At 42.9% G+C, this 25662-nt stretch carries 23 protein-coding genes, 1 pseudogene, 2 riboswitches and 1 other annotated feature (1 of these 27 only partly in view); of the genes and pseudogenes, 11 read left to right on the forward strand and 13 right to left on the reverse strand.

The window, feature by feature from the left end:
* Positions 1-510: 510 nt before the first annotated feature.
* The gene (gene gabP, locus QT711_RS13070; protein ID WP_317944927.1) at positions 511-1926 is read right to left on the reverse strand and encodes a GABA permease; all 1416 of its coding nucleotides are present in this window, start codon (positions 1924-1926) and stop codon (positions 511-513) included.
* Positions 1927-2148: 222 nt separating this feature from the next.
* Entirely contained in the window at positions 2149-3804 is a 1656-nt protein-coding gene (locus QT711_RS13075) for a PucR family transcriptional regulator (protein WP_317944928.1), read from the reverse strand.
* Between the two features lie 148 nt (positions 3805-3952).
* Here QT711_RS13075 and QT711_RS13080 point away from each other — a divergent pair, with 148 nt between their 5' ends.
* The 5 genes from QT711_RS13080 (at position 3953) to QT711_RS13100 (ending at position 8794) form a co-directional block, all read left to right on the forward strand.
* The gene (locus tag QT711_RS13080; protein ID WP_317944929.1) at positions 3953-5422 is read left to right on the forward strand and encodes a CoA-acylating methylmalonate-semialdehyde dehydrogenase; all 1470 of its coding nucleotides are present in this window, start codon (positions 3953-3955) and stop codon (positions 5420-5422) included.
* 20 nt (positions 5423-5442) lie between these two features.
* Positions 5443-6801, forward strand: coding sequence for an aspartate aminotransferase family protein (locus QT711_RS13085; RefSeq protein ID WP_317944930.1), 1359 nt, complete (start codon positions 5443-5445; stop codon positions 6799-6801).
* A gap of 423 nt (positions 6802-7224) precedes the next feature.
* On the forward strand, positions 7225-7707 hold the full coding sequence (locus QT711_RS13090) for a GNAT family N-acetyltransferase (RefSeq protein ID WP_317944932.1): 483 nt from the start codon (positions 7225-7227) through the stop codon (positions 7705-7707).
* A gap of 153 nt (positions 7708-7860) precedes the next feature.
* A complete protein-coding gene (locus QT711_RS13095; protein ID WP_317944934.1) occupies positions 7861-8283 on the forward strand; it encodes a hypothetical protein in 423 nt (140 codons plus the stop codon).
* A 52-nt stretch (positions 8284-8335) separates the two neighbouring features.
* The gene (locus tag QT711_RS13100) at positions 8336-8794 is read left to right on the forward strand and encodes a hypothetical protein (protein WP_317944935.1); all 459 of its coding nucleotides are present in this window, start codon (positions 8336-8338) and stop codon (positions 8792-8794) included.
* Positions 8795-8882: 88 nt separating this feature from the next.
* Here QT711_RS13100 and QT711_RS13105 read toward each other — a convergent pair whose 3' ends face one another.
* Positions 8883-9053: a hypothetical protein gene (locus QT711_RS13105; RefSeq protein WP_317944938.1), complete on the reverse strand. Its 171-nt coding sequence runs from the start codon at positions 9051-9053 to the stop codon at positions 8883-8885.
* 26 nt (positions 9054-9079) lie between these two features.
* Here QT711_RS13105 and QT711_RS13110 point away from each other — a divergent pair, with 26 nt between their 5' ends.
* The 3 genes from QT711_RS13110 to QT711_RS13120 all read left to right on the forward strand — a co-directional run bounded on the left by QT711_RS13110 (position 9080) and on the right by QT711_RS13120 (position 10823).
* Positions 9080-9241 carry a hypothetical protein gene (locus QT711_RS13110; RefSeq protein ID WP_317944939.1) on the forward strand — a complete coding sequence of 54 codons (162 nt, stop codon included), beginning with the start codon at positions 9080-9082 and terminating at the stop codon, positions 9239-9241.
* A gap of 234 nt (positions 9242-9475) precedes the next feature.
* Entirely contained in the window at positions 9476-10051 is a 576-nt protein-coding gene (locus QT711_RS13115; protein WP_317945056.1) for an RNA polymerase sigma factor, read from the forward strand.
* Positions 10038-10823, forward strand: coding sequence for a DUF4367 domain-containing protein (locus QT711_RS13120; protein WP_317944940.1), 786 nt, complete (start codon positions 10038-10040; stop codon positions 10821-10823). Before QT711_RS13115 ends, QT711_RS13120 begins: the two co-directional genes overlap by 14 nt.
* 242 nt (positions 10824-11065) lie before the next feature.
* Here QT711_RS13120 and QT711_RS13125 read toward each other — a convergent pair whose 3' ends face one another.
* Complete coding sequence (locus QT711_RS13125; RefSeq protein WP_317944942.1) at positions 11066-11689, reverse strand: glycerol-3-phosphate acyltransferase; 624 nt, start codon at positions 11687-11689, stop codon at positions 11066-11068.
* Between the two features lie 185 nt (positions 11690-11874).
* Positions 11875-11990, forward strand: a riboswitch (SAM riboswitch).
* Positions 11991-12110: 120 nt separating this feature from the next.
* On the opposite strand from QT711_RS13125, the gene QT711_RS13130 reads away from it, so the two are divergent.
* Positions 12111-13412: an O-acetylhomoserine aminocarboxypropyltransferase/cysteine synthase family protein gene (locus QT711_RS13130; protein WP_317944943.1), complete on the forward strand. Its 1302-nt coding sequence runs from the start codon at positions 12111-12113 to the stop codon at positions 13410-13412.
* 78 nt (positions 13413-13490) lie between these two features.
* The gene (locus tag QT711_RS13135) at positions 13491-14477 is read left to right on the forward strand and encodes a homoserine dehydrogenase (RefSeq protein ID WP_317944944.1); all 987 of its coding nucleotides are present in this window, start codon (positions 13491-13493) and stop codon (positions 14475-14477) included.
* A gap of 65 nt (positions 14478-14542) precedes the next feature.
* Here QT711_RS13135 and QT711_RS13140 read toward each other — a convergent pair whose 3' ends face one another.
* The 4 genes from QT711_RS13140 to QT711_RS13155 all read right to left on the reverse strand — a co-directional run bounded on the left by QT711_RS13140 (position 14543) and on the right by QT711_RS13155 (position 18334).
* Positions 14543-16036: a BCCT family transporter gene (locus tag QT711_RS13140; RefSeq protein WP_317944946.1), complete on the reverse strand. Its 1494-nt coding sequence runs from the start codon at positions 16034-16036 to the stop codon at positions 14543-14545.
* A 239-nt stretch (positions 16037-16275) separates the two neighbouring features.
* Complete coding sequence (locus QT711_RS13145; protein WP_317944948.1) at positions 16276-16506, reverse strand: helix-turn-helix domain-containing protein; 231 nt, start codon at positions 16504-16506, stop codon at positions 16276-16278.
* Positions 16507-16557: 51 nt separating this feature from the next.
* Positions 16558-17043, reverse strand: a complete 486-nt coding sequence (locus QT711_RS13150) for a QueT transporter family protein (protein ID WP_317944950.1) — start codon at positions 17041-17043, stop codon at positions 16558-16560.
* 6 nt (positions 17044-17049) lie between these two features.
* Positions 17050-17094, reverse strand: a riboswitch (PreQ1 riboswitch).
* 136 nt (positions 17095-17230) lie between these two features.
* The gene (locus tag QT711_RS13155) at positions 17231-18334 is read right to left on the reverse strand and encodes a nitric oxide synthase oxygenase (protein ID WP_317944952.1); all 1104 of its coding nucleotides are present in this window, start codon (positions 18332-18334) and stop codon (positions 17231-17233) included.
* Between the two features lie 1041 nt (positions 18335-19375).
* Between QT711_RS13155 and QT711_RS13160 the strand changes: the two genes are divergently transcribed.
* Positions 19376-20254 carry a DMT family transporter gene (locus QT711_RS13160; RefSeq protein WP_317944954.1) on the forward strand — a complete coding sequence of 293 codons (879 nt, stop codon included), beginning with the start codon at positions 19376-19378 and terminating at the stop codon, positions 20252-20254.
* 62 nt (positions 20255-20316) lie between these two features.
* Here the strand turns inward: QT711_RS13160 and QT711_RS13165 are convergent, their stop codons facing one another.
* From QT711_RS13165 to metG, 5 genes and pseudogenes are all read right to left on the reverse strand, one after another.
* Positions 20317-20523 carry a DUF6366 family protein gene (locus QT711_RS13165; RefSeq protein WP_317944956.1) on the reverse strand — a complete coding sequence of 69 codons (207 nt, stop codon included), beginning with the start codon at positions 20521-20523 and terminating at the stop codon, positions 20317-20319.
* 23 nt (positions 20524-20546) lie between these two features.
* Positions 20547-21440 carry a CPBP family intramembrane glutamic endopeptidase gene (locus tag QT711_RS13170; RefSeq protein WP_317944957.1) on the reverse strand — a complete coding sequence of 298 codons (894 nt, stop codon included), beginning with the start codon at positions 21438-21440 and terminating at the stop codon, positions 20547-20549.
* A 24-nt stretch (positions 21441-21464) separates the two neighbouring features.
* A complete protein-coding gene (locus QT711_RS13175; protein ID WP_317944958.1) occupies positions 21465-22025 on the reverse strand; it encodes a hypothetical protein in 561 nt (186 codons plus the stop codon).
* Positions 22022-22879 (reverse strand): hypothetical protein, encoded by an 858-nt coding sequence (locus QT711_RS13180; RefSeq protein ID WP_317944959.1) that lies wholly within the window; start codon positions 22877-22879, stop codon positions 22022-22024. The genes QT711_RS13175 and QT711_RS13180 overlap by 4 nt, the downstream gene beginning before the upstream one ends.
* A 907-nt stretch (positions 22880-23786) precedes the next feature.
* Positions 23787-25425, reverse strand: a pseudogene (metG, locus tag QT711_RS13185) (methionine--tRNA ligase).
* A gap of 55 nt (positions 25426-25480) precedes the next feature.
* Positions 25481-25662, reverse strand: a binding site (T-box leader); it runs 78 nt beyond the window's last position.

A 25662-nucleotide genomic window follows, 5' to 3' on the forward strand; every position in this document is an offset into this window, starting at 1 on the left:
TGAAAATGGAGTGGAAAGTGGAGAATCGGTGATAAAGTGTCCCGAATCGGTGATAAAGTGCTTCGAATCGGTGATAACAGCCCGAGAAACGGTGATAAAGTGTTGCGAACCGGTGATAACGCTGCATAACCGCCACGTGCCTCTAATCAAACCGTTAAATTGTCAAAAGCATTTCTGCGCGACGTTTCACGCCATCTACTTTGATCCGCCCGCGAAATTGATTCGCTGCGGGTTAGGGAAGATGCCTTGAAAACATGGCATACTAAGTGTGATTAATTCCCATTAAATGGGCGAGTGGTGATAAAAGCAGATTGAGCGGTGATAAAGTGCGCGCGAGCGGTGATAACAAGACGTCGAGCGGTGATGAAACCTTCTTAAGCGGTGATAACTGGGAAAATGCCCTGTTGACACATTCGTTTGATGATAATAATGGTTAGAATCGGGAAACAGCAGGCATGCCATTAAAAAAGATGCAGAAGGATCACTCCTTCTGCATCAGCAATTTACAAATTATTTAAGTGTCCTTGATGTGGCTTGGAGAATGCCTTCTTGGACTTGTTGAGCCATTTGCTTTTTCCTTGCGAAAACGAAGTATGAAGCGACGGTTAAGCCGGCGATTAAGAGCGTTAGTAGCGCTTGTGTACGTAGTGAGTCGATGGCAAGCATTGCAATGTAAATGCCGATAATGCAAACAATCGAGAAGTACGTAAGATACGGATAGAGCCACATTTTGATTTCAAGTGCGTCCGGGTTTTCTTTCTCCATTTTTTTGCGCATGCGCAATTGGGAGAAGGCGATTACTAAGTAGACGAGTAGTGCAACCGCGCCGGATGAATTGATTAAAAACAGGAAGATGACATCGGGTGATGTATAACTGAAAATGACCGCGATGTACGAAAATACGGTACTAAAGAGTATTGCACGGACAGGTACTCCTTTTTTACTTAGCTTCATAAAGGCTTTTGGTGCGTCGCCTTTTTTCGCCATCCCGAACAACATCCTTGAATTGGCGTACAATGCAGAATTTAAGCAAGATAATACGGCAGTTAAAACGATGAAGTTCATAATTTGTGCAGCTGCTGGGATGCCGATATAGTCGAGCACGGCCACGAACGGGCTGACAAGAATGTTTGCTGAATTCCATGGCAATAACGTAACAACAATCGCGATGGAGCCGATATAGAAGACGAGAATTCGCCAAATGACACTGTTTGTGGCAATACGAACGGCTTTTGTCGGATGATCGGACTCACCGGCCGCAATGGCGACAATTTCCGTTCCCATGAAGGAAAAGATTACAACCGTAATACCTAATAATACAGCGCCAAAACCGGATGGCATAAAGCCGCCTTCGCCTAATAAGTTAACCGTTCCAGGTGAATCAATACTAGGGAACCAACCGAATATGACAGCCAAACCGAGTACGAGGAACAACCCAATACTGACGACTTTTATTAAAGAAAACCAATATTCGAATTCACCGAAAGACTTAACAGAAAAAAGGTTTGTCATTGTCAGTAATACAGTTAGGATCAAAGCCATCAACCAAAGGGGCATGCCAGGAATCCAATATTGGATAATTGCAGCGCCGGCAATGGCTTCGATGGCGATGACGACGACCCAGAAAAACCAGTACAACCAACCGATCGTGTAACCAGCCCATGGACCGATTGCTTCAGTTGCGTATGTAGAAAACGATCCGCTCGTCGGGTGGGCCGCTGCCATTTCTCCTAGCATGCGCATGACTAAGACGACTAAAAATCCTGCAAACGCATAGGATAAAATTGCCCCCGGACCAGTCGCGTTAATGACTGCACCACTTCCCACAAATAGACCTGCTCCAATGACGCCTGCAATTGAAATCATGCTAATGTGTCGGATCTTTAAATCAGGATTCAATTGTTGCTTCTGCTGTTCATCAGACATATGCTCATCTCCTTTTAAAATGACCTGCACCTGTAAGCGATTACAAATTAATTAAATGAAACTTTCTGATTACTATGTTAAGTCTACAGGAAATGGCTCTGTTGTGAATTGGACAAACTGTAAGGTGATTACGAGGTTGACTAAACAAACTGTTAAAATCGCTAGTATCCAACTTGTTCCCTCGTTCGGTTTACATTGTTCTGTAAGGTTACTAGGAGCGGATTATGAATGAATTCGATCTACATCCTTTTTCGCAGATTGTGATGCAATGTAGCGCTCCGCATGGATAGCTACTTCAAGGGCTAAACGATTTGCAGGTTCCATAAAGTCTTCGCCTAAAATGGCTTCCAACTTCTCTAATCGGTGATACAGTGTTTGGCGCACGATGAATAAACGGTCGGCTGTTTCTTTTTTTGCACCGCCGCATTCCAAAAATACACGCAAGGTTTCGAGTAACTCACTAGCCATCTCTTGATCATAGGCGATGACAGGCTCTAAATGATCTTTGACGTAAGCGGATAAGTGGTCAGTTGCGATTAATTCTGCCAAAAGGCGGTAGATGCCGAGTTTCTCATAAAAGAATGACGTTGCCAGGGAAGCTTTTTGTAAAGCAAGTACTTTTCGAGATTCTTCGTAGCTTTTCTTCAAATCTTTCACGTCTTGATAAACTGCACTGCAGCCGAATCGGCACGTCGCACCGACTAAAGAATCTGCTTGGTCCAATTGGGCGATGTGTGAAAATAGTTGAAGGAAACGATCGACACTTCGTTTGGATTCTGCAGCCGACAAGAATGAAGCGATGAGCACAATTTCGTTTTTAGTACTTGAGACGGCAGGGAAAAACCCGTTTTTGTGACAAAGGGATCGAATCATCATCGAACGTTGAATGCGGATTTCCTCCCAGTCATCATCGTCCAACTCTACATAAAGGTCATCTAATTCGATCGTGGCAACACGATAATACATGTTTCGGCTAGGTGTCGGAAGGAACGTGTTGAGATCGTCTCGGTCGACTGAACGACCATTTAGCAGATTCCGAACAAATTCTCCTTCACTCTTCTGCTTGCGTTCTGCAATTGTCCGACTGCGAAGCGCCACTTGAGCAATTGCAAGAGCAGCCCTGTCCAATAATAAAAATGTCATATCGCTCATCGGTGGCTGCGATGCTTCAAGGCAAATGAATCCTAATCGCTGCCCGAGTCCACGCACTGGTACACAAGCAAAAGTTTGTCCCTCTGCTACAACCGTCAGCTCATTTGAAGAAGGTGTATTGACCAACTCTAATTCCTGTTGCAGTACTTTTCCGACTTCCTTCATTTCGGAAGGGTAATGGATTGTTTTTTGTTGTTCACCAATAAAAAGAACTCCTTGGCGAAACACTTTGTGGAGTTCTTGTAAAATCTTTAAAATGCCATTTGGTGAAAGGGATGAGTCAATGAATGTTCTTGATAGAGTATCCAATTGAGAAAGCGCTTGGTGGTGCTGATTAATGATCATCGTATGCAAGTCTTGAGTAATATCAACAAATTTCACTGTTTTTTCGAATACGAGAATCGGGAAATCATGCGTGTCTGCAAATTCAATGATATCTTGCGGAATTTCATTGAAGTATGCTCCGAGCTCGATACAAATGCAAGCTACATTTTTTTCTAGCAGTCTTTTGACATATTGCAATTGTGTTGGTAAATCGAGTTGCAACCCAACCCCTGTCGTTAAAATTAATTCGCCGCCATTGATGAGAGACTCAAAATCTCGTACTTCCAATACGTGCGCCCATTTCACTTGGCGATGTAGACCATTCTTGCCGGCGACAACTTTGGCATCCTTGAACAATGGTCGTTTGAGGATAGTCCCGACCGTAATTTGGTGTTTTTCCAATGAATATCCCTCCAAAACGTAAAAAAAGACTCGCAATCATTTGACATAGTGTAAAGTGAAAAGAGAATGAATTGTTTGTAAAGTATATGGAGAAGTGTAACAGAAAACCTTTTGAAACCGCAAGTAGAGAATAAAAGGAGGAGATTGTATGCAAACAGTATCAGTTGAAAAGAAAACGCTTTCAAATTTTGTAAATGGACAATGGGTAAAATCACGGACGGACCGATATGAGGAAGTACCAAATCCAGCGACAGGTGAAATTCTCGCTGAAGTGCCAATTTCAACAGCAGAGGATTTAGAAGAAGCCGTTGCAGTGGCAAAAGAGGCATTTGGAAAATGGAAGAAGACACCGGTACCACAACGTGCTCGTATTTTATTTAACTACCAACAATTGCTTGTGAAGCATTGGGATGAGTTGGCGAAATTAATAACTCTAGAAAATGGTAAGAACTACAACGAAGCATATGGTGAAGTGCAACGCGGGATTGAATGTGTGGAGTTTGCTGCTGGCGCGCCAACACTCATGATGGGGTATCAACTCCCGGATATCGCTTCCAATATTGAATCGGGCGCTTATCGCTATCCAATCGGAGTGATCGGTGGCATAACGCCATTTAACTTCCCGATGATGGTACCTTGCTGGATGTTCCCGATGGCAATTGCGACAGGAAATACGTTCATCTTGAAGCCTTCAGAACGTACGCCGTTGCTTGCAAACCGCCTTGCAGAGCTGTTAACCGAAGCAGGTTTACCAGACGGCGTGTTCAATATTGTGCATGGGGCACATGACATCGTCAATGGAATCTTGAGCCACCCGGACATTCCGGCAATTTCATTTGTTGGCTCCCAACCAGTTGCCGAGTATGTTTACAAAACAGGAACAGCAAATGGTAAACGTGTGCAAGCACTTGCTGGCGCAAAAAATCATTCTATCGTCATGCCCGATGCGAATATGGATTTAGCCGTAAAAGACATCATTAACGCAGCATTCGGTTCGGCTGGTGAACGTTGCATGGCTTGTTCAGTCGTCGTTGCAGTCGGTGATGTTGCAGACACACTCGTAGACCGACTTGTTGAGGAAGCTGACAAATTAACAATGGGGAACGGGATGGAAGAGGGTGTTTTCCTTGGACCGGTTATCCGGGATTCCCATAAAGATCGGACACTTTCATATATCGAATGTGGTGTAGAGGAAGGTGCGAAGTTGCTACGGGATGGTAGAAAGGATCAATCTACTTCAGAAGGCGGTTATTTCGTCGGCCCGACAATTTTCGACAATGTCACGAAGGAAATGAAAATCTGGAAAGATGAGATTTTCGCGCCTGTCCTCTCCATTGTCCGTGTGGATTCTTTAGAGGATGCGATTGCCTACGCAAATGAGTCTGAGTTCGCAAATGGTGCGTGTTTATTCACAGATAGCGCAAAAGCGATTCGTCAATTCCGTGAAGAAATCGATGCAGGGATGCTTGGTGTGAACTTAGGAGTACCCGCTCCAATGGCGTTCTTCCCATTCTCGGGCTATAAAAAATCGTTTTATGGGGACTTGCATGCGAATGGGCGCGATGGTGTCGAATTTTATACACGCAAGAAAATGTTGACTGCACGTCATTCATATTAAGGGAAGGGAATGTGGAGCATATGACAACAGTACACGAGCAAACGAAGACGTTAGTGGAAAAGGATCGGGAGAATGTATGGCATCATATTTCAGCCTATAATGAAAAGAATCCTCCGATGGTTGTAGAAAAGGGTGAAGGTGCTTGGATTACGGATCATAAAGGGGATCGTTATTTAGATGGAATGGCCGGCCTTTGGGCAGTAAATGTCGGTTACGGCCGTGAAGAAATGGCGCAAGCAGCTTATGAACAGATGAAAAAGCTCGCGTATGTCCCAATGACGCAAAGCCATGGGCCTGCCATTGAGCTAGCTGAAAAGGTAAATGAATTACTTGGCGGGGATTATAAAATCTTTTATTCCAACTCAGGGTCTGATGCGAATGAAGTGGCATTCAAATTGGCTCGCCAATGCCACCAACAAAATGGAGAAGCTTCCCGCTATAAATTTATCTCTCGTTACCGTGCGTATCATGGTGGTTCGATGGGAGCGTTAGCTGCGACAGGTCAAGCGTTGCGTAAATATAAGTACGAACCATTGGCACCAGGGTTCTTGCATATTGCACCGCCCGATAACTATCGCCGTCCAGCGGGCCAGTCAGTGGAGGAATACAATATCCAACGTGCACAAGAATTTGAAGAGAAAATCATTTGGGAACAAAAAGAGACAATTGCTGGGATTATTATGGAACCGCTTATTACAGGTGGCGGGATCTTAATTCCCCATCCGGTCTATGTTGAGAAAGTCCAGGAGATTTGCAACCGACATGGTGTGCTACTCATTATCGACGAAGTCATTTGTGGATTCGGACGCACAGGGAAAATGTTTGGGCATCAGCATTTTAACTGCAAACCGGATATTGTAACAATGGCGAAGGGATTGACGAGCGCTTATTTGCCGCTTTCGATTACTGCCATTCGCAAAGACATTTATGAAAAGTTCGATACAGGGGAAGACAACAGCCATTTCCGCCACGTCAATACATTTGGTGGAAACCCTGCCGCTTGTGCGCTTGCGCTGAAGAACATTGAAATTATTGAACGTGAACACCTCGTTGACCGTTCAGCAGAGTTAGGGGAAAGACTACTCAAAGAGCTGGCGGAGTTGAGTGACCATCCACACGTTGGGGATATCCGAGGTTTAGGATTCCTACTCGGCATTGAAATCGTTGAGAATAAAGAAACGAAAGAGCCAGCAACCAATGCCCGCATGGCTAAAATCATGGGTGATTGCAAAGCAAATGGCCTGATTGTTGGCAAGAATGGTGACACGGTAGCAGGCTATAACAACATCATGGCGTTGAGCCCGCCGTTATCGTGTACGGATGAGGATTTTGAGTTTATCGTTGCTGTTTTGAAGAAAGTGTTTAATGAGAATAAATGATTGCTGTCCCGGTGCTCTGTAGTGAGAGTGCTGGGGTTTTTTTGTGTGGGTAAAACAGTGTATCCAATTATTTCTTGGGAATAAATGATAATTAGTCGCTTTACTTTCGAGTTGCTATTATAATGTAAATATTCAGATGTATTAGAAGGAAGTATGGTTCAATAATTGGGAGATTCGTAGGGGTATGATTGATTGTAGAAGTTGAAGAGTTTCTGGTAGCCATGCAACACTTGTTTAACTTGTTATGGGAAATTGTAAAGGAATTGATTAGCTGCAGCCGAATTGCCGCCTTGTCACACAATGAAGAAGGGACATATCTAACAAATTCTTCTGGAAAATAAACTTTCGAGGTGCATGCAGGACGGAACGTTTGCGAGTAAACTACTTTAATTGCGGGAGGAGCCTATCATTAAGCAAGAAACGTTGACGATACGTAAATTGTGCATGGATGATTTTGTGCACGTTTTGAATTGGAGCAAGGATGCCACATTTTGTGCAGCAAATGGGTGGGTGCAAAATAGAAGTGAAGAGGAATTATATAACTGGTGGTTCCATTGTGTAAACAATAATGCTGTAGATTTTATCCGCTTGAGAATTGATCTCGGGGAACGGTTAGTTGGTTACGTAGACTTGGCTGGTATTCACAATGATTGTGCTGAAATCGGCATTGCGATAGGTGAACGTACTTTATGGGGGCAAGGAATTGGCGGCGAAGCTGTTCGTTGTCTGATGAAGTATGCCCGTGAAACGTTAGGAATCCCCGTGTTTCATGCGGAAACGAACGAGGAAAATGTGCGGGCTAGAAACATGCTTCAAAAACTCGGGTTTGTAGAAGCGAGTAGATACGGATCAGAACATTATATGGGGAAGGACAGCCAACTCATACAATATCAATATGCAATTTGAATAGAGTAGTGCAAGGATGTGGTTTCTGAAGAACAGACGTTGCTAGGGTGTCTGAATGAAGTGATTGCGGTGGCTTATTTGTGCCGAAAACAATTTGGTAAGACACTGCGATTGATTAGTAAAATGAAAAATTCTTTTTGAGGAGGAGAGTTGTTGAAAAAGCTTGTCGGTTTGTTCATCGTTACTTGGTTGGTGCTTGTAGGTTGTACGAATGACGATGCTGCCAAGTGGGAAGTCAGCCCAACATTTACGGTTGATGATAAAACTTTTTACGGGACGGAAGGAAAGTTTGGGATGATTAAGGCAAATGGTGAGGTGGATGAATCCGCATTCCCAGCAGGTAAGGGTAGGCTCTACGAGGTACACTTTTTAGATAGTGACAAATCTTATGATGGAGAAAAATACAAGATGGTCGCCACGCATAAAGAGAGCGGCGAGACTGTTAAATTGTATGAATGGGACATTGTAGACAAACAGAGTGGTGCCAAATTTGCGTTAGATGAAGCGGGACTTTGGAATATTGAAGTGGAAATTGACGGGGAACCGTTGACGAGTTTTGTAGTGAAAGCAGAATGATTTTAAGAATATAAAGGCTTGTAAGGGAGCTTTAAGAAGGCAGGGAATTGGATTGAAAAAAGGATTTTTATTGCTATTCGCAACCTATGTACTTGCGCTATTCGTAAACTTTATGCCATCCATAAAGTATCCGGATGGAACGATTGGTGTATTACATGTAGCGGCCACAGTTTTGTTTCTAGGGGCTTTGCTGTTCGTTCTCGTGAAATTAGCTAATCACTCGGGTAAGTCAATGAAGAGGATGAAAGTGTTGTTCGCAGTGGGGGTTCTATCAGGTCTAGCTGTTTATGCAATTCACTTACTTGAAAGCAGCGGGGTGAACAATGCTGTGCTGGACATTATGCTATCCGTTCAATACCCTTTGTATGTGCTTTTCATTACACCGTTATTTGGATTGAATGTCATCATGAATGCTGATTATGGTGTTTTTTCGGTGATCATGTCAGTTGTGTACATGCTTGCTTTCATTTCCACGATGAGATTGAAAAAGGCGCCGGTAGGAAGTGTGTAGGTGGGTGTGAGCTTTTGTTGAAAAATCCAAGTGCCGTTCGTAGCGACGGTTGCTTGGATTTTTTGTGTTGGAGAAAGGGAATGAGGTGTTAGTGGATTTTTATTTCCAATAACTGGTCGAGTGGTGATAACTTGAGGTTAAGTGGTGATAAAGTCCGTTTGAACGGTGATAACATGGCGATAAGCGGTGATAACTGTTTGCCGAGCGGTGATAACGGAAAATGGCAAGTTAGAGTAGGGTGTTTTATGATGAAAATCATGTGGAAAATGGAGAATCGGTGATAAAGTGGTTAGAATCGGTGATAACCCCCTCCGAATCGGTGATAAAGTGTCCCAAATCGGTGATAACGCCCTCCAAATCGGTGATAAACTCCTCCAAACCGGTGATAACGGAAAATTGACAATTGCAATGCCCTTGATGCCTGAAGAAAACGAGTTGAAAAGCTAGAAACGATACTGCCTTCCCGATGATGTAATCGAGATGTTCCTAGCCTGCCAAATAAACTTATCGAGTGTTTCCTGAGACAAGCCCCCCTCCTGTCAACTCTTTCTTCCTCTTCTAGTTGAAGTAAAATGAATGGCCATTCAATATTTCCTCTATTCCTCATCACTGTTTTGCGGTATAGTGGAAATATGAGGAATTTTGGGTAGAGATAGAGGGGTGAATCATTTGTTGAAAAAGATGTTTCAGAGAGAACGACCGACGACACCCGAAGTGGAGAAAATTATTTTTGAGAAATATTATAAACGTGTTTATCATACAGCTTATTTCATTGTAAAAGATCCGGATTTGGCGCAAGATATTGTACAGGAAAGTTTTTTAAAGGCGTTCAGGCATATGGATAGGGTGCACGAAATTGAGAAGATTGGCGCTTGGCTGGCGACGATTACGACGAGAACTGCAATTGATCATTTAAGAAAAATGAAAAGATGGAATGATTTCGCTGCAGATGACGTCTTACTTAGTAAGGAGCTGTCTAATGCAGAAGTCAATGAGTCATCCATTGTGGAGATAGCAGCTGAAAAGAAGTTGGTGAAGGAGGTTGTGTGGAGAGAGATTGAACGATTGACGCCTGCTCACAAAGAGGTTTTGTATCTTTATTACTATGAAGATTTGACGTATGAAGAGATTTCGGAGATGTTGGGCGTGAAGTTGGCAACTGTCAAAACACGTGTACACCGAGCGAAGTTGAAGTTGAAAGAGACATTGGAACAGCAAACGGAACTGATGGAGGTGGTGTTAAATGTCAAAAGCTGAAAAGCGTGAATTGGATCACATCATCCGTGAAGTATTGCAAAAGCAGATGGATCAAAATCCAGGTCCGAACATTCCTGTTGAAGAAGCATGGAATCAATTCGAAGCGAGAAGAAAAAATTCGAAAAAAGAACGTAAGCCTGGACGGAAAAAGATATATGGCAGCACCTTACTCATTATGGCGGCAGCTTGTCTTCTCTTTTTCGCTGTTGGCACGCCTCAGCAAGGAGCAGCATTCAACAATTGGTTTGTATTCTATCAAAAGATTCAAGGATCGGTTGTTCAAATTTTCGGTGGCAATACAGAGCACATAGCTGATGAGGGTGCGCCGCCACCTTCGACCGAGATGGAAGATATGGGTTACCAAGTGATGGATATTGAATATGTGACCGAACAGCTAAGTTTGGAAGAAGCACAATCGCTCACAGCTTTTAACATCAAGTCGCCGATTGTACCCGCTTCTTTTGAATTGACAAGTGTAACGGTCGTTCGTCCTGAAAATCAGCTTAGTACAGATATTACGTTAAATTTTGTAGGCATGGGTAAACAATTGTCCATACATCAGAAATTGCTCGATGGGGAGTTTGGGTTTGGTTTGTCTGCCGATAGTATGGATACAAAAGTAAAGGAATTAGTTATTAATGAACGGCAAGCAAATTTGATTACGTTTAAAAATGGCGTCCGCCAATTAATTTGGACGACGCAAAGCCGTTATTACAGTATCGAAGGGAATTTGGAAGAAGCTGAGCTCATTGCAATAGCGGAATCGATGTAAAGATCCGTAAATGAAAAGGGATATCGTATGCGTTTTACGATTGTTTTTGCATGGTAGGTATATTGTATTCAATTTATTGGCATGACAAAGCTTTCGAGATCTTCATACCCATAGCCACCGGTGAAATACTAAATGATGAGCTCACTGGAATTTCTCGTTTGATTTGATTAAAAAATAATATAAACCCGTATGAAAACAAGTTCGTGATACTTGTCTTCATACGGGTTTTATAGATGGATTGCTCACTTCTTCTTGAAAACCGCACGAATCCTTGGCTCGGTACCATTGCGAATTCGTTGAATGTTTTCACTGTGTTTCCAAATAGCCATTACAAAGAGGAGGACGGCGATAACAATTGGCCAGACGCCGACCATCCAGATGGCAGCCGCGAGAAATGTTCCGTATAGCATGAGGACGCCATACACAAGAATATCTGTGAGCAATGCGACGATTATGAATAAAACAAGTCCTGCAAGCCCGAATCGCCAGTCAAGAGCAAATAACACTCCGATAATGGTAGCAGTCCCTTTCCCGCCATTGAATTTCATATGAAACGGAAAATTGTGGCCGAAAACGACTGCCACACCTACCAAAAATAATAGGGCAGTTAATGACTCGACTGAAAAACCTACACGCTCGGCAATAAAGCGCACGGCAAGGATTGCGAAAATTCCTTTGCCGATATCAATAATTGCGACAAGTGCGCCAAACCGTTTGCCTAATACGATAGTAGCATTCGATGCACCTGCATTTTTCACACCGGATTCTTTTAGATTAACCCCAGAAAACCATTGCGCTACCGTTGAGCCATGTAGGCAACCGACCAAATATCCAAATACTATGATGCCGATAATCCATATTGTCATAGGAATTCCTCCAAATAAAAAATAGACGTACACACTAGAAAGGTAAGTCGTTGTTAGTAAAATAACATACCCCTATCATAACACTCAGTGTAAATACAAGGTTCAGAAAAATTCTATAAAACTACTTGACATTGAAAAAAAAGAAGCCTATACTGTAGCACAAGATGAAAAACTGAATACCCATACTCTTATCAAGAGCGGCGGAGGGACTAGGCCCTGCGATGCCCGGCAACCGGCAAGTGATGAACTTGCAAAGGTGCTACTTCCTACAGATTCGTGCGAACGGACTGAAAGATAAGGGGAGGAATAAGCGTAAGCGTAACCCTCTTCTTAGCGAAAGGGGTTATTTTTTTATTCCTAAAACCCCATCGCCTCCGCATCGAACTCATTCATCTTAAAAAAACTTTTGGAGGTAATGACAATGACGAACAACTCACTTCAACCTGAAACTCTTCTTTTACACGGTGGCCAAAAGCCGGATCCTCACACAGGTTCACGCGCAGTGCCGATTCACCGTACAACCGCTTTTGTTTTCCGCGATACTGAACACGCCCAAAACCTTTTTGGCTTGCAAGAAGCAGGCAATATTTACACGCGCATTACAAATCCGACGGTCTCTGTTTTTGAAGAACGCGTCGCGTTACTCGAAGGAGGCACTGCTGCAGTTGCGCTCTCTTCAGGAATGGCAGCTATTGCATTTTCCATTTTAAATATTGCAGGTGCAGGAGATGAAATTGTTGCAGCAAGCAATTTATATGGTGGTACGTATAATTTATTCGCCGTGACACTCCCTCGTTACGGAATTACTGTGAAATTTGTTGATGCTGCGGATCCTGAGAACTTCCGCGCGGCCATTTCGGATAAAACGAAAGCCATTTTTGCTGAAACAATTGGAAATCCGAGCCTACAGGTGCTCGACATTGAAGCGGTCGCAAACATTGCCCATGAAAACGAAATTCCGTTCCTCATCGATAACACATTTGCATCCCCATACGGATCAAATCCAATCGAATTTGGTGCAGACGTAGTCATTCATTCCGCGACAAAATGGATTGGCGGACATGGTACAACAATTGGTGGTGTCGTCGTAGATGCAGGGAAATTCGACTGGACACGAGGCAAGTTCCCAGGTTTCACAGAACCGGATGGTACTTACAATGGTCTCCGTTATGGTATTGATGCAGCAGCTGCAGCGTTTGCGACAAAGCTTCGTGTGCAATTGTTACGTGATTTTGGTCCTTGCTTAGATGCAGATAGTGCATTCAACTTCCTGCAAGGTCTAGAAACTTTGCACTTAAGAATTCCGCGTCATAACGAAAATGCGCAAAAAGTTGCCGCGTTCTTACAGGCTCATCCGTCTGTTGAATGGGTAACATATGCAGGTCTTGAAAACCATCCGACACATGAGAATGCGAAGAAATACTTGAAGAATGGATTCTTCGGCTCAATTATTGTTTTCGGCATCAAAGGCGGGCGTGAAGCAGGTCGTAAAGTGATTGACAACATTACCCTTTGGTCTCATGTGGCGAATGTGGGTGATGCAAAATCTCTCATTATCCATCCGGCTTCTACGACGCATCAGCAACTCTCTGCAGAGGACTTGAAAAATTCAGGTGTGCCTGAAGAGTTGATTCGCCTATCGGTTGGTCTTGAATCACCTGAAGACATTATTGCTGACCTTGAACAGGCAATTGCAAAAGCGGTACCTGTGACGCAGCGATAAGGGGGGAGGTCTCCTTTTCTTTAGTACATGACAAGGAAAAGAGGCTACAGCAGCGAAAGATTATAGGGAGGTGGCGGCATGCCGTCAATAAAAGCCGCTATAATCGGCTTCGGAACTGTCGGAGAAGGCGTTTATAAGATCGTAAACGAAAAAAGGCAGCAATTGAAACAACATACAGGCTATTCGATTGAAATTGCTTCTATCTTAGTAAGAGACGTTAATACGAAAAGGGCGGTCGCTCCGAGTGTCCTTGTAACGGATTCGATTGACGACATCTTGAACGATCCAGAAATTGATATCATTTTTGAGGCGATTGTGGATGAAGAGCCGGCGTACACATATTTGTCGCAGGCGATTGAAAAGGGTATCCATATCATTACGGCTAATAAAAAGATGTTTGCCAAACATGGCCCTGCTTTATTGAAACACGCAGAATTCAGAGACGTACAAGTCGGTTTCGAAGCGACAACGGCTGGTGGTATTCCAATTATCCGGACAATCGAAAATCTGTTGGCGGGGGATCGTGTCCATCGGGTGCAGGGCATTTTAAATGGGACCTCTAATTTTATCTTGACTGCGATGCGAGATGAAGGAGTTACTTTTGAAGAAGCCCTTCATCATGCTCAAAAAAAGGGGTTTGCTGAAGCAGATCCGACAGATGATATAAGTGGATCTGATGCGTTTTATAAATTAATGGTTGTCAGCTCATTAGCGTTTGACGAACAACCTGAATGGGAAGAAGTGTCAGTCGTTGGAATTGATCATATCCAAACCGACGACGTGTTGGAAGCTTCAAAAGCTGAACTTCGCTATCGTCACGTAGCGGAGATCCGAATTGACGATGAGGGGAAGTTGTCAGGTAAAGTAGGTCCAGTCCTATTAGACGCTGAACATCCTTTTTATGCAATTGATGGCGTCGATAATGCGATTATCGTCGAAACGGATTATTTAGGGAAGTTGACGTTAATTGGTCCAGGAGCAGGGATGTATCCTACCGGCAGCGCCATGGTCGCGGATCTTGTGCATATAATACGTCAGCTAAAGCCAGTTCCTGTTCTAAGCTAACGATAAAGTGAAAAAAACCGCGTGAAAGCAAGAGGCTTAGGCCTTGGCTCCACGCGGTTTTGCTATTATTTCTTTGTTTTAGAAAGCTTCAATTCTGCATTCAACTCTTTAATGAGCGATACAACCATTAGCAAGATAATGAAAGAGAATGGCAACGCTGCTATAATGATTGTGTTTTGCAACGCGGTCAATCCATTGACAGAGAGCAAAATCAGTGCAATGGAAGATTGGATGACGCCCCAAATGATTTTTACACTATTCGGTGGTGTCAAAGAGCCATATGTCGATTGCATACCTAATACGAATGTCGCTGAGTCAGCGGACGTAACGAAAAAGGAAGCAATGAGCAAGATGGCAATTAACGAAATGAAGAAGGACCATGGCATCGTACCAAACATATCAAATACAACAAGTTCAATGGACGACTTTGATAAGTCTGCTATCCCTTCTTTTTGTGCAGTAATGGCTGTCGTACCAAAAGAAGAGAACCAAATCATACATAATAAAGTCGGAGCCAATAATACACCAATCATGAATTCACGGATTGTACGTCCTTTTGATACCCGGGCGATGAACATACTGACGAATGGAGCCCACGAAATCCACCATGCCCAATAGAAAATTGTCCACATATCCAGCCATTCACGATTGCCTTCATTCAAAGGAGCGGTTCGAAAACTCATTTGCACGAGATCGGTCAAGTAACCACCGACGGAATCCGTAAACATGTTGAAAATGAGTAGTGTCGGTCCTAAAACGACCACAAATACAAGCAATGCAATTGCTAGAACAAGATTTGTGTTGGACAAGTATTTAATTCCTTTACTAATTCCAGTCCAAGCCGACATGATGAATAATACAGTGACGACTGCAATAATGATGAATTGCGAACTGATCCCCATTTCGAATCCAAACAAATAGTTCAGTCCTGCGTTAATTTGAACAGCACCGAAGCCGAGCGTTGTCGCAACGCCAAAAGCAGTTGCAAAAACGGCAAGTACATCCACAAGTGTACCCCAAGAGCCTTCCATCTTTTTACCGAATATCGGCTTCAATGTTGCTGAAACTAACCCCGGTTCGCCTTTTCGAAATTGGAAATAGGCAAGTGCCAATGCGACAATACCGTACATGGCCCATACGTGTAAGCCCCAGTGAAAGAACGATTCACGCAATGCTTCCTTGAATGCTGCATCTGTGTTCGGTTCCTTCGTCGCTGGATTGATTGCATAGTGTGATAAAGGTTCTGCAGCTCCGTAAAATACGAGGCCGATCCCCATCCCGGCAGAAAATAGCATAGCAATCCACGTCACGGTTGAAAATTCAGGACGATCTGTGTTTTTGCCCAAACGGATTTTTCCGAACGGACTAAAAATCAAAAAGAGACTAAGTGCCAATAATACAGACATAATCATCATGTAATACCAGCCGAATGAAGCGGCTACAAAGTTCTTAATTGTTGAAGTAACGGTTTCAAAGCTTTCTGATGCAAGCACCCCGTAACCGACGGCCAAAATAATAAGACCGATTGTGATGTAAAATACATTTGAGATTTTTCTCATGTTTCCCCCTATGCAATTGCGTTTTTATAAACGACTATAAACTATACCAATCCTATTGAAGGAAAGCAAAAGCGTTCCGTGTATGAATGTATATGGAATTGTTTTATTTTATTTTTTTATCATGCGAATGAAACAACATAGCATCAATAGTTATACACGGAATTGGTAGTAATTATTCAAGAAGGGTAGGTGAAGGGAATGATGAAAAAATTGAGTCGATGGTACTAGGGTTTTTCGCGTTAATCTTCGTCTTTAATATCTCGGTCTGGAGGGATTTGTTCACTTAAATACTCCGCGATTTGGCGTTTGACTGTTTCTAGCTGTTTAAAATACAATTCAAATTGCGCTTGGTTCACTAAAAATTCATTGCCATTGTGAATACCCTTGATACGCCCTTCCAAAACATACTTCTGCACTTGGCTGACGGGCATGCCTAAGTAATCTGCCGTTTCTTCAATTGTCATATACATGGAGATTGCTCCTTTCTTTCATAAAAAAAGAGACGGAAATCCGCCTCTTCTTCAAATCAACTTTTCGAGATTGATTCGTTTATTTAACGCAATCATTACTGGAATGCCGACCATCATGACGACAAATTCCCCAACTGCAACGAAAAGCCATGTAAGTAAAAATGGAAGTTCTAACACAATGTTTAATTCCCAGGCGATGAGGACCATCGTTACTGTGAACACCAAGGTGTTAAATAACATCCTTTTATAAAGTCCACTGATGAACTTCGCTGAAAAGATTGTAATCGATAGCGCGATAACAGATTGTCCGACACCGAATACCAAATCAATTGGTCCAAGTTCAGAAAACAATAAGTTCGCGACAAACACACCGAGTACAATCCCAATGATGTATTTTTTATTGAAAACGACGAGATGGTTGAACATCTCTGACAAACGGAACTGGATGTTCGTGAAGCCAAAAGGGGCAATCAAAAACGTCACAGCCACATACAACGCAGCAATAATGCCGCTCGTCGCAAGAGTTTTTACGTTCATATTCATTTCTCCTTAGTTTTTTATCGTGGGATGGTTACGAACCACGAGGCATAAAGCCTACATGCCAGTGTAGCATATTATAACCGTCCAAACAACAGGGGATAGATGGATGGACGTGTTGTAAACAGTGTGAATCAGTATGGAATGACCGATTTTGAGAGCGTTCATTTATTGAAGAGATTTAGTATTAGCTCCGAAACGGATCCGGTTGATAAAAATAATTAGGTGATTGCTTTTCATTAGAATAAGGTTGATGGTAAATATGGGTGGCGGCCGGTGACAATGGGGGAATGAGCCATGCCCAGTTTCCGGTAACGGCCCGTCCACTTTTTCGTTCGTTTTCTTCAAAGCGCTTAAATTGCTTTGCAGCGGTATGGTGGTCGATGATCGTCACACCAGCTTGTTGATAAGAGTGCAATACGGCTATATTTAACTCCACCAAAGCTTTGTCAATCCACAGTGAACGGTTCAGCTTTGTATCTAATCCCATCAAATCGGCGATACGTGGCAACATATTGTAGCGGTCCGCATCCGCCAAGTTTCTTGCCCCGATCTCTGTCCCCATATACCAACCGTTAAACGGTGCCATTGGGTAATCAATGCCCCCAATTTCTAACCGCATGTTTGAGATGATCGGAACCGCATACCATTTCAAATTTAGAGCCGCAAATCCTTCGATTTCAGGATGGATAATCGGTACTTCTTTTACAATTTCCTCAGGGATGGAAAACCATTGCGCTTTTTCTCCGTCTGCTTGAATGACAAGAGGAAGTAAATCGAATGGTGTTTTTTCCCCACGCCACCCGAGATTTTCACATACCTCTGTCAGGTCAAGAGAAGCGGAATCGCCAATAAGTTCCGCTCCATCTTTGTAACCGGCGTACCGAAGTAGTTGATGGTTCCAAATCCGAAGTGGATCTTTCCCATTTTTGCGTGGAGGGAAAACGGTAATAGTGGAGCGGATTTGCCCATCATTTGTTGCATATGCAATGTGGTCGACTAGTTTTTCAAATGCATCTTCTGCTGAAACCACATTACGCGCATCAACAATATGTAATGTGTGCCAAAGCAACCGTCCGATGCATCGATTGCTATTGCGCCAAGCCATTTTCGCACCGTGTTCCAATTCAAACGGTTTGTGCGTATAGGTCCCCGTTACATCGATTTCATGTTTAATTTCCGCTAAACGATCGATTCGATCTTCATCCGATTTCCCCAGTTCAGCATAACATTGTGTAATAAACTGCGTTGCTTCTATTAGTAACGTACGAGCTGTTGAAGTTTGTTCCATTGTGCTGCAACTCCTTTCATACAGCTTACCATAAGGAAGCAGGGGATCATTCAGCAACAATGTAAACAATTCATGAACGATTTATGGTGTTGAACAGGTGAAGGACTTTGGGGAGTTCAATGGGGGAAATTAAATGCAGATACATTGTATGTGGACATGTATAGATAATGTAAGTGGCCCTAGACATACGCGTGAAATTCCCATCGAAACATAGATTGGCAGTTTAATTTACAATAAACGTTGAATGTAATGGGGATGTTGAAAGAATTTATTGTTGCTAGACCTTCTTTCGCTAGGTGAAAGGTCTCTTTTTGGCGATAACTTTGTGAATTCAAATCATTAGAAGCATCTGCTGCGCGGAAAAACCTTTAGTTGGTCAAGTGCATGTAGCGCGACAAGAAAATAGTGTTTAATGGTGTCGTTTCCGCGGGAGTAGATGAGTTGCGGAGCGTTTGAATGATGCGCAAAAAATGCCTTTGCCATTATTGAGGTTTATGGGCAGGCGTGTGCTAGTAAAAAGGTCATGAAATGGCGATAACTTTGTGAATTCGATTGATAACTTCCCGTATCGAATCGAATAAATTGTGAATTCGATCGATAACTTCTCGTATCCAATCGAATAAGTTGTGAACTCAAATGATTAGAAGCATCCGCTCGCGGAAAAACCTTTAGTTGGTCAAGTGCATGTAGCGCGACAAGAAAATAGTGTTTAATGGTGTCGTTTCCGCGGGAGTAGATGAGTTGCGGAGCGTTTGAATGATGCGCACAAAATGCCTTTGCCTTTATTAAGGTTTATGAGCAGGCGTGTGCTAGTAAAAAGGTCATGAAATGGCGATAACTTTGTGAATTCGATTGATAACTTCCCGTATCCAATCGAATAAATTGTGAACTCGATTGATAACTCGACGTGTTTAATGGATAATAGCGACTGCTTGATCGTCTACCTTCACAATACGTAAATATAGACATGAATAATATGGAAAACAGGTTCATTTCCCCTGAAAACATGCTATATTCAAATTAACAGGGGAGGGGATTTCTTTGTCGCAACGCATTGCTTACATAACAGTCCTGCTTGGCGCGATGCTATGGGGGACGACTGGTACCGCTCAGACATTCATGCCACAAACGGTTCACCCATTAGCGGTCGGTGCGTCGAGACTCGCTGTAGGTGGGTTTACGCTGCTGATCGTGATGCTACTCTTGCGCAAGATTGAATTTCGCAATTGGCCATGGAAAGCGACACTTTCAGCTGCGTTGGCGATGGCGATTTTCCAATACTGCTTTTTTACGTCCATTCGGTTAACGGGCGTTGCGATTGGAACGGTTGTCGCGATTGGCAGTGCGCCGATGTTTTCAGGACTCATCGAATGGTTTATTCACAAAAGACGTCCTACGCGGATTTGGTTGACCGCTACAGCAATGGCGGTAGTGGGTTGTATTTTACTCTTTTCAAATAAAGAAGGAATGGCCGTCCATCCAGTTGGCGTGACGTTATCGCTTTGTGCGGGTTTACTATTCGCATTCTATTCATTGTTTAACAAACAAGTAGTGGAAAAAGTAGCGGCCATACCATCTGTGGCGGTCATTTTCTCGGCGAGCGCCATGATGTTGTTGCCATTTTTATTTATGTTTGAAACAGAAGGGTTATTGACAGTGCCGGGCATTTCAACGATGCTCTATCTCGGTATTGCTACGACGACCATTGCGTATATTCTTTTTTCAATCGGTTTGCGAAACATTCCTTCCTCATCAGCCGTTACACTGTCATTAGCCGAGCCACTAACTGCTGCCATTCTTAGTGTAGTTGTAGTAGGCGAAAAACTGTCGGTTGTCTCTTGGTCAGGAATCGCCTTGTTATTAGGGGGAATTCTCGTCTTGACGCTAAGCGGTCGGCAGAAAAAGACTGTTGGGCAATAAAGACAGTAAAAACCGCAAACAACCGATTGTTCCAACATCGGCTGTTTGCGGTTCATTAATAATTAATACCAGTCAAAAACTGCCCCCAAGACAAGCGCGCCAATTAATACAAGAATTAGTACACCGGTCGTTTTCCAACTGACACCACCTACAAGATCAGCAAGATTACCTTGTCGCATCCCGTCACCTAAAGCATTCATGGGACTGTTCTTCAACTCGTTTTGTCGCAAGCGTTCGCGTTGTTCGGCAGGATTCTTCTCTTCACCCACGTAGCATTCCTCCTGTTCATACGTCATGCATCGCCTCTCATTTTTTCATACACACGTGTCGCTAAAAAACCTAACACAATGAGCAAAGTTGCCAACATGCCGCCTTCTAAACCAAACGCCCCGCCTGTCAATAATTCATTGCCACCTTCCACCGAAATGGAATAGATTCCATGGGGAGTCGTTCCGCTCACAGGAAATCCGAAGACGTTTCCTTGCACATAATTCCATGTAATATGATAGCCGATCGGTAACCACAAACTTTTCGTCACATCGAACATATAAGCAAATAACACGCCGACCAATGCAATGTTCAGTAACCCTATTAGGCTTACATTCGGGTTCATGCCATGCGCCAAGCTGAAGATAACAGCTGAAACGATATAGATCAGCCATTTAGGATTCCCACGATCAGCCATCGTCCTCATCACATAGCCTCTAAAAAACATTTCTTCAAAGAAACCAACGAGAATGAATAATAGAAGAAACGTCAACGTATAGACGGAAAACTCCGGTTGGGAAAAAGGTTTCAAAAGCGTGACATCCCCAGTAGCGTAAAGGATGATAAAAATAAGGACAATCGAAATGGCTCCTAACAACAAGCCGAAGCCTAAATCTTTAAGTGGTCTTCTGAAACCGAGTGTTTGTAAGGTGCCTTTATTCAAAAACTTCCATAATAAAACCGTGACGAGCATGCCGCCAATCGTACCGCCTCCTTGCGTAAGAAGGAAAATCCAAGGATAGTCGTCAAAGGAAGCGAGGAGGTCAGCTTCTGAACCCGTCATCATTGAAGACGAATCAGTAAAAAGTAAGACAAACACACCTGGCAAAGCGAAAAGCTGTTGTCCAACAAACATACTCACAGCAGCAAGTAAAAGTATCCAACCGGCACGTACTTGATTTGCATCGTTTTTAAACAATTGTATGTTCCCCCTGTAACTGGTTTATAGTAAGTAATTTATTTGTGGACTGCTTGGTGCAGCATTGCGAATCTTTCGTAACAACAATAAGAAAAGAATATCCATAATAAGCACACCGATTGCTGACAATACATTTAGCACAACCCATCCATCACCCGAAGTATTCATATAAAAGGATTGAAGTGCAAATGCGAAAAGATGAAAGCCGATAAAGATTTTAAAAGTACTCCGTGTCTTAACAATTAAAGAAGGTTTGCCAATCGTAGCTACAATGTCCGTTAGTACGATGAATAAATAAAAAGCAACTAGTATCTTCATCAAAAATAATGCGATCCCATACATAGACCAACTATAGGATAGTGTTGGATCTGACAAATTTACAACGATAGAAGGAATTGACAGAACCGAACCAACAATAGCAACAATCATCGCTTTTTTTGCTTGGGGAAATTCGTCTACAATTCGTGCACATCCGGAATAGATTAACATATAACCAATTGGATCCATTAATACATCAATGCCAATATGGATGCGAAAAAAGATGAAGAGGTAGCCCCAGAAAATCCTTCGTAATGCACTGTTCAATCCGAATCCCTCCTTGCTTTCTTTCGGATAATAGCGTTGACATCTTGTTGCGTCAAATACGGCTGATTGACATACCATGCTGAGGTTACGAAAGCCTCCCCTTGTTGAGAAAATCCAGAAACGCTGATGGGAAACATAACCGGATGAACAATAGATGCATTTTGATAAGGAGTAATTTTGATTGTGAATTGCTGCCCTTTTTCAAGATGAATCGGGAAATCCATTTCATCTACTGGAATGCTAGAAGGGCTACCTGCTAAATTGCTAGTAATCAACAAATCATCTTTGAATCTCTCATAAAACGAGTACGAAATCTCATTAATAGTTATCGGCTCAATCGCTTCAAATTGATATGAACTTTCACCGGAATTGCTGCTACTTGAAGAATGCATCCTTAGTGAATCGCTAGAAAAAAACGGATCGTTTGAATGGATAGTAACGTCTCCAATCGAAGCGTCTACACTCGTTCCATCCGAAAAAATAGCTGATAAATTCGTAAATGAAAAATCTTTATCAGGAGAATGATACGCTAAATCCATACTATTTAAATGAATGGTCTTACTTCTAAGGACATGATGCCTAAATGATTGCATATTATATGGTTGCTCTTGGGAATAGATAAATTCATCTTCCAAATATGCATTCAAGTGATTAATCAAAAAATAATTCAGATGTCGCTGATCATTTTTATTCGCCAAGTAATAAAAAGTAATGATATCGTGATTTGCCGACGTTTCAATATAATGATCCAGAAAAATGGGCTCCTTCAATTGTTTGGACTGCGCATAAATCGAATTGGCAATCCAACTCAAACCGATAAACGCAATCGCCCACCAAAAATGTCGCTCCTTCATTCAAGTCCACCTTCCAACCTTTTCCTATATACGCTTATTGTCTCAAAGATATGCAAAAATTGCATTAGTTATTATTAGGGGAGAGGGGAATAGGAGATGGTTACGAAGTATTTTGGTGAAATCGTTGCTTTAGAATGAAGAATGCAGCGTTTAATCCAAAGACCCTCGATTCATGAGGGTGCTATCCTTAAACGAGCCAGTTCAGCACTGATTATCTAGATAAAGGAACTTCAAGACGCGTGTAAACCATCTATTCATGTGAATGAAGCCGCACCATTGCGGCATTTACCGATTTACCACCGATTCGGAGGGCTTTACCACCGATTCAGAGGAGGTTACCACCGATTCGAAGGACTTTACCACCGAATCAGGGCAGTTTACCACCGATTCAGCGACCCTTACCACCGATTCTCCATTCCACTCCCTTTTCATACCAAAAGGGGAAGTGCCGAGTTTGTTGTTTTTGATTTATCACCGAATCGGAGAGCGTTATCACCGGTTTGAGCCAGTTTATCACCGAATCGGAGAGCGTTATCACCGAATCGGAGAGTGTTATCACCGAATCGGAGAGTGTTATCACCGGTTTAAGCCAGTTTATCACCGATTCGGAGGAGTTTATCACCGATTCACAACTTCCAGAAGATAATTCTCAGCAATCTCATCCTGTTAGCAGGCCAAAACTAGTTATCACCGCTCGTTGTGAGTTTATCACCGCTTGTCGATGTGTTAACACCGCTCACCGGCAATTTATCACCGCTCAACTGCTGTTTATCACCACTCATCCAAATAAAGGAATTTACATACATTCACAACCCAACTGTTCGTGCAAATGAACCCCAGTCACATTCATCCACTTACACAAGTCCCCAAAAAAACCTCCACTTCAAAAAGTAGAGGCTAGTCTTCATCAAATTTTCCCGTTATGCAGTCGTGCCAATTCTTCGTCAATCCGTCCGACATCAATCCGTTCAAATAACGGTTTTACAGGCGGCAATACACAACTACCAACAGTCACTTCTTGCCACTCAAACTTCTGCAATTTTAACAACGCGCCTACATCCTCGCTTGAAAAAGGAAGGAAAGGAGAGAGGAGCTGCGCGAAGTTGGCAATTAAGTAAACACAAGTTGCCATCGTCCGTTGACAAGCACCTGCCTCTTCCTTAATTTGAACCCATGGCTTTTCATCATCAAAATATTTATTCGCTTTCCGAACTCCATCAAAAATTATTTCAATTGCTTCTTTAAAATGCCCCTTTTCAATCTATTCCCCGACCTTCGGATAAAGATCACATATCATTTCCTTCATGGCCACATCAATTTCGGCTTGCGGTACAACACTTGCAAATGAGTTCTCAATGAATTTTAACGATCGGTTAACAAAGTTGCCATACGCTCCTAATAGTTCTGCGTTGTGACTGTAAATGAACTCCCGCCATGAGAAATCAGCGTCACGGTTTTCCGGGGCGTTCGCCGTCAAAAAGTAGCGCAATGAATCAGGATGATAGCGCTCAAGAATGTCCGGCACCCATACCGCCCAATTTTCGCTCGTCGACAATTTCCGCTTCTCTAGCGTCAAATATTCATTGGAAATGACATGGGTCGGCAATGCGTGTTGCTGGTCGATTCCCATAAGGATGGCGGGCCAGATGATCGTATGGAAAGGGATATTGTCCTTACCGTGCACATAATAGGAAACCATGTCTTCATTCCAATACTCTTCTAAATCCGTTCGATTCAACGCAGCCCATTCACGGCTCGCTGAATAGTAGCCCGTGACGGCTTCGATCCATACATACACTTTCTTTCCTTCATAACCGAGAACGGGGATGTTAACGCCGTTCGCTAAATCCCTTGAAGCCGCACGGTCATGTAACCCTTCCTGCAAATACCGTTCAGACTGGTTAATGGCATTATCACGCCAGCGGTCTTCAACTTTCGCATTCGCTACATACGTTTCCAATTGCTTTTGAAAATCACTTAATTTGAAATAAAAGTGTTCCGTTGACTTCGTCGTCGGTTCATTCCCGCAAAGGGCGCATGTACGGTTTCTTAGTTCGGATGGATCCAAAAGCGAACCACAATGGTCACATTGATCGCCCCTTGCTTTAAGACCACAATGCGGACAAAGCCCTTTAACAAAGCGATCGGGTAGGAACCTTTCGTCAAATTCACAATAGGTTTGTTCCGTATCCTTTTTGAAAATTAACCCCCGATCGACTAATTTCAAAAATACGTGACGAACAATTTGATGGTGGAATGTTCCATCTGTTCTTGTGTAAATATCGTATGTAAAGCCGAGCTTCGCAAATGAAACGACAAACTCTGTGTGGAAACGGTCAGCAATCTCCTTCACTGATACATTTTCCGCATTGGCGCGAATCGAAATGGGTGTACCGTTACAATCACTCCCGGAAACATACAGCACTTTTTTCCCCTTTTAACCGATAGTATCTCGCTAAAATATCTCCAGGTAACAACGCTGCGATATGCCCGAGATGTAACGAGCCATTCGCATATGGCCACGCTCCGCCTATAAAAATTGCCATTATAACTCCTCCTCATTTTAGGTACAAAAAAACCCCGCCCCTATCGATCACAATCGATAAGGACGGGGTTTTTGCCCGTGGTACCACCTTACATTATAACCAGCTCACACTGATTACCTCTAAAAGTACGCGCTGAAAAAGCGTTATACTTTGACGTAGATAACAAGCGCCAATTCTCGTCGCAGCCTACTAATCCGTAGAGTGTTCAGTGCGAAGCTCAAGGATCATGTTCGAAAG

The sequence above is a fragment of the Sporosarcina saromensis genome (assembly GCF_033253735.1).
Classification (GTDB): Bacteria; Bacillota; Bacilli; order Bacillales_A; family Planococcaceae; genus Sporosarcina; species Sporosarcina saromensis.

Coding starts and splice junctions, on each gene's coding strand:
- gabP (WP_317944927.1), bottom strand. CDS start 1,926: ATGTCTGATGAACAGCAGAAGCAACAATTGAATCCTGATTTAAAGATC.
- QT711_RS13080 (WP_317944929.1), top strand. CDS start 3,953: ATGCAAACAGTATCAGTTGAAAAGAAAACGCTTTCAAATTTTGTAAAT.
- QT711_RS13085 (WP_317944930.1), top strand. CDS start 5,443: ATGACAACAGTACACGAGCAAACGAAGACGTTAGTGGAAAAGGATCGG.
- QT711_RS13105 (WP_317944938.1), bottom strand. CDS start 9,053: ATGATTTTCATCATAAAACACCCTACTCTAACTTGCCATTTTCCGTTA.
- QT711_RS13115 (WP_317945056.1), top strand. CDS start 9,476: ATGTTTCAGAGAGAACGACCGACGACACCCGAAGTGGAGAAAATTATT.
- QT711_RS13120 (WP_317944940.1), top strand. CDS start 10,038: ATGTCAAAAGCTGAAAAGCGTGAATTGGATCACATCATCCGTGAAGTA.
- QT711_RS13125 (WP_317944942.1), bottom strand. CDS start 11,689: ATGACAATATGGATTATCGGCATCATAGTATTTGGATATTTGGTCGGT.
- QT711_RS13130 (WP_317944943.1), top strand. CDS start 12,111: ATGACGAACAACTCACTTCAACCTGAAACTCTTCTTTTACACGGTGGC.
- QT711_RS13135 (WP_317944944.1), top strand. CDS start 13,491: ATGCCGTCAATAAAAGCCGCTATAATCGGCTTCGGAACTGTCGGAGAA.
- QT711_RS13140 (WP_317944946.1), bottom strand. CDS start 16,036: ATGAGAAAAATCTCAAATGTATTTTACATCACAATCGGTCTTATTATT.
- QT711_RS13145 (WP_317944948.1), bottom strand. CDS start 16,506: ATGTATATGACAATTGAAGAAACGGCAGATTACTTAGGCATGCCCGTC.
- QT711_RS13150 (WP_317944950.1), bottom strand. CDS start 17,043: ATGAACGTAAAAACTCTTGCGACGAGCGGCATTATTGCTGCGTTGTAT.
- QT711_RS13155 (WP_317944952.1), bottom strand. CDS start 18,334: ATGGAACAAACTTCAACAGCTCGTACGTTACTAATAGAAGCAACGCAG.
- QT711_RS13180 (WP_317944959.1), bottom strand. CDS start 22,879: ATGAAGGAGCGACATTTTTGGTGGGCGATTGCGTTTATCGGTTTGAGT.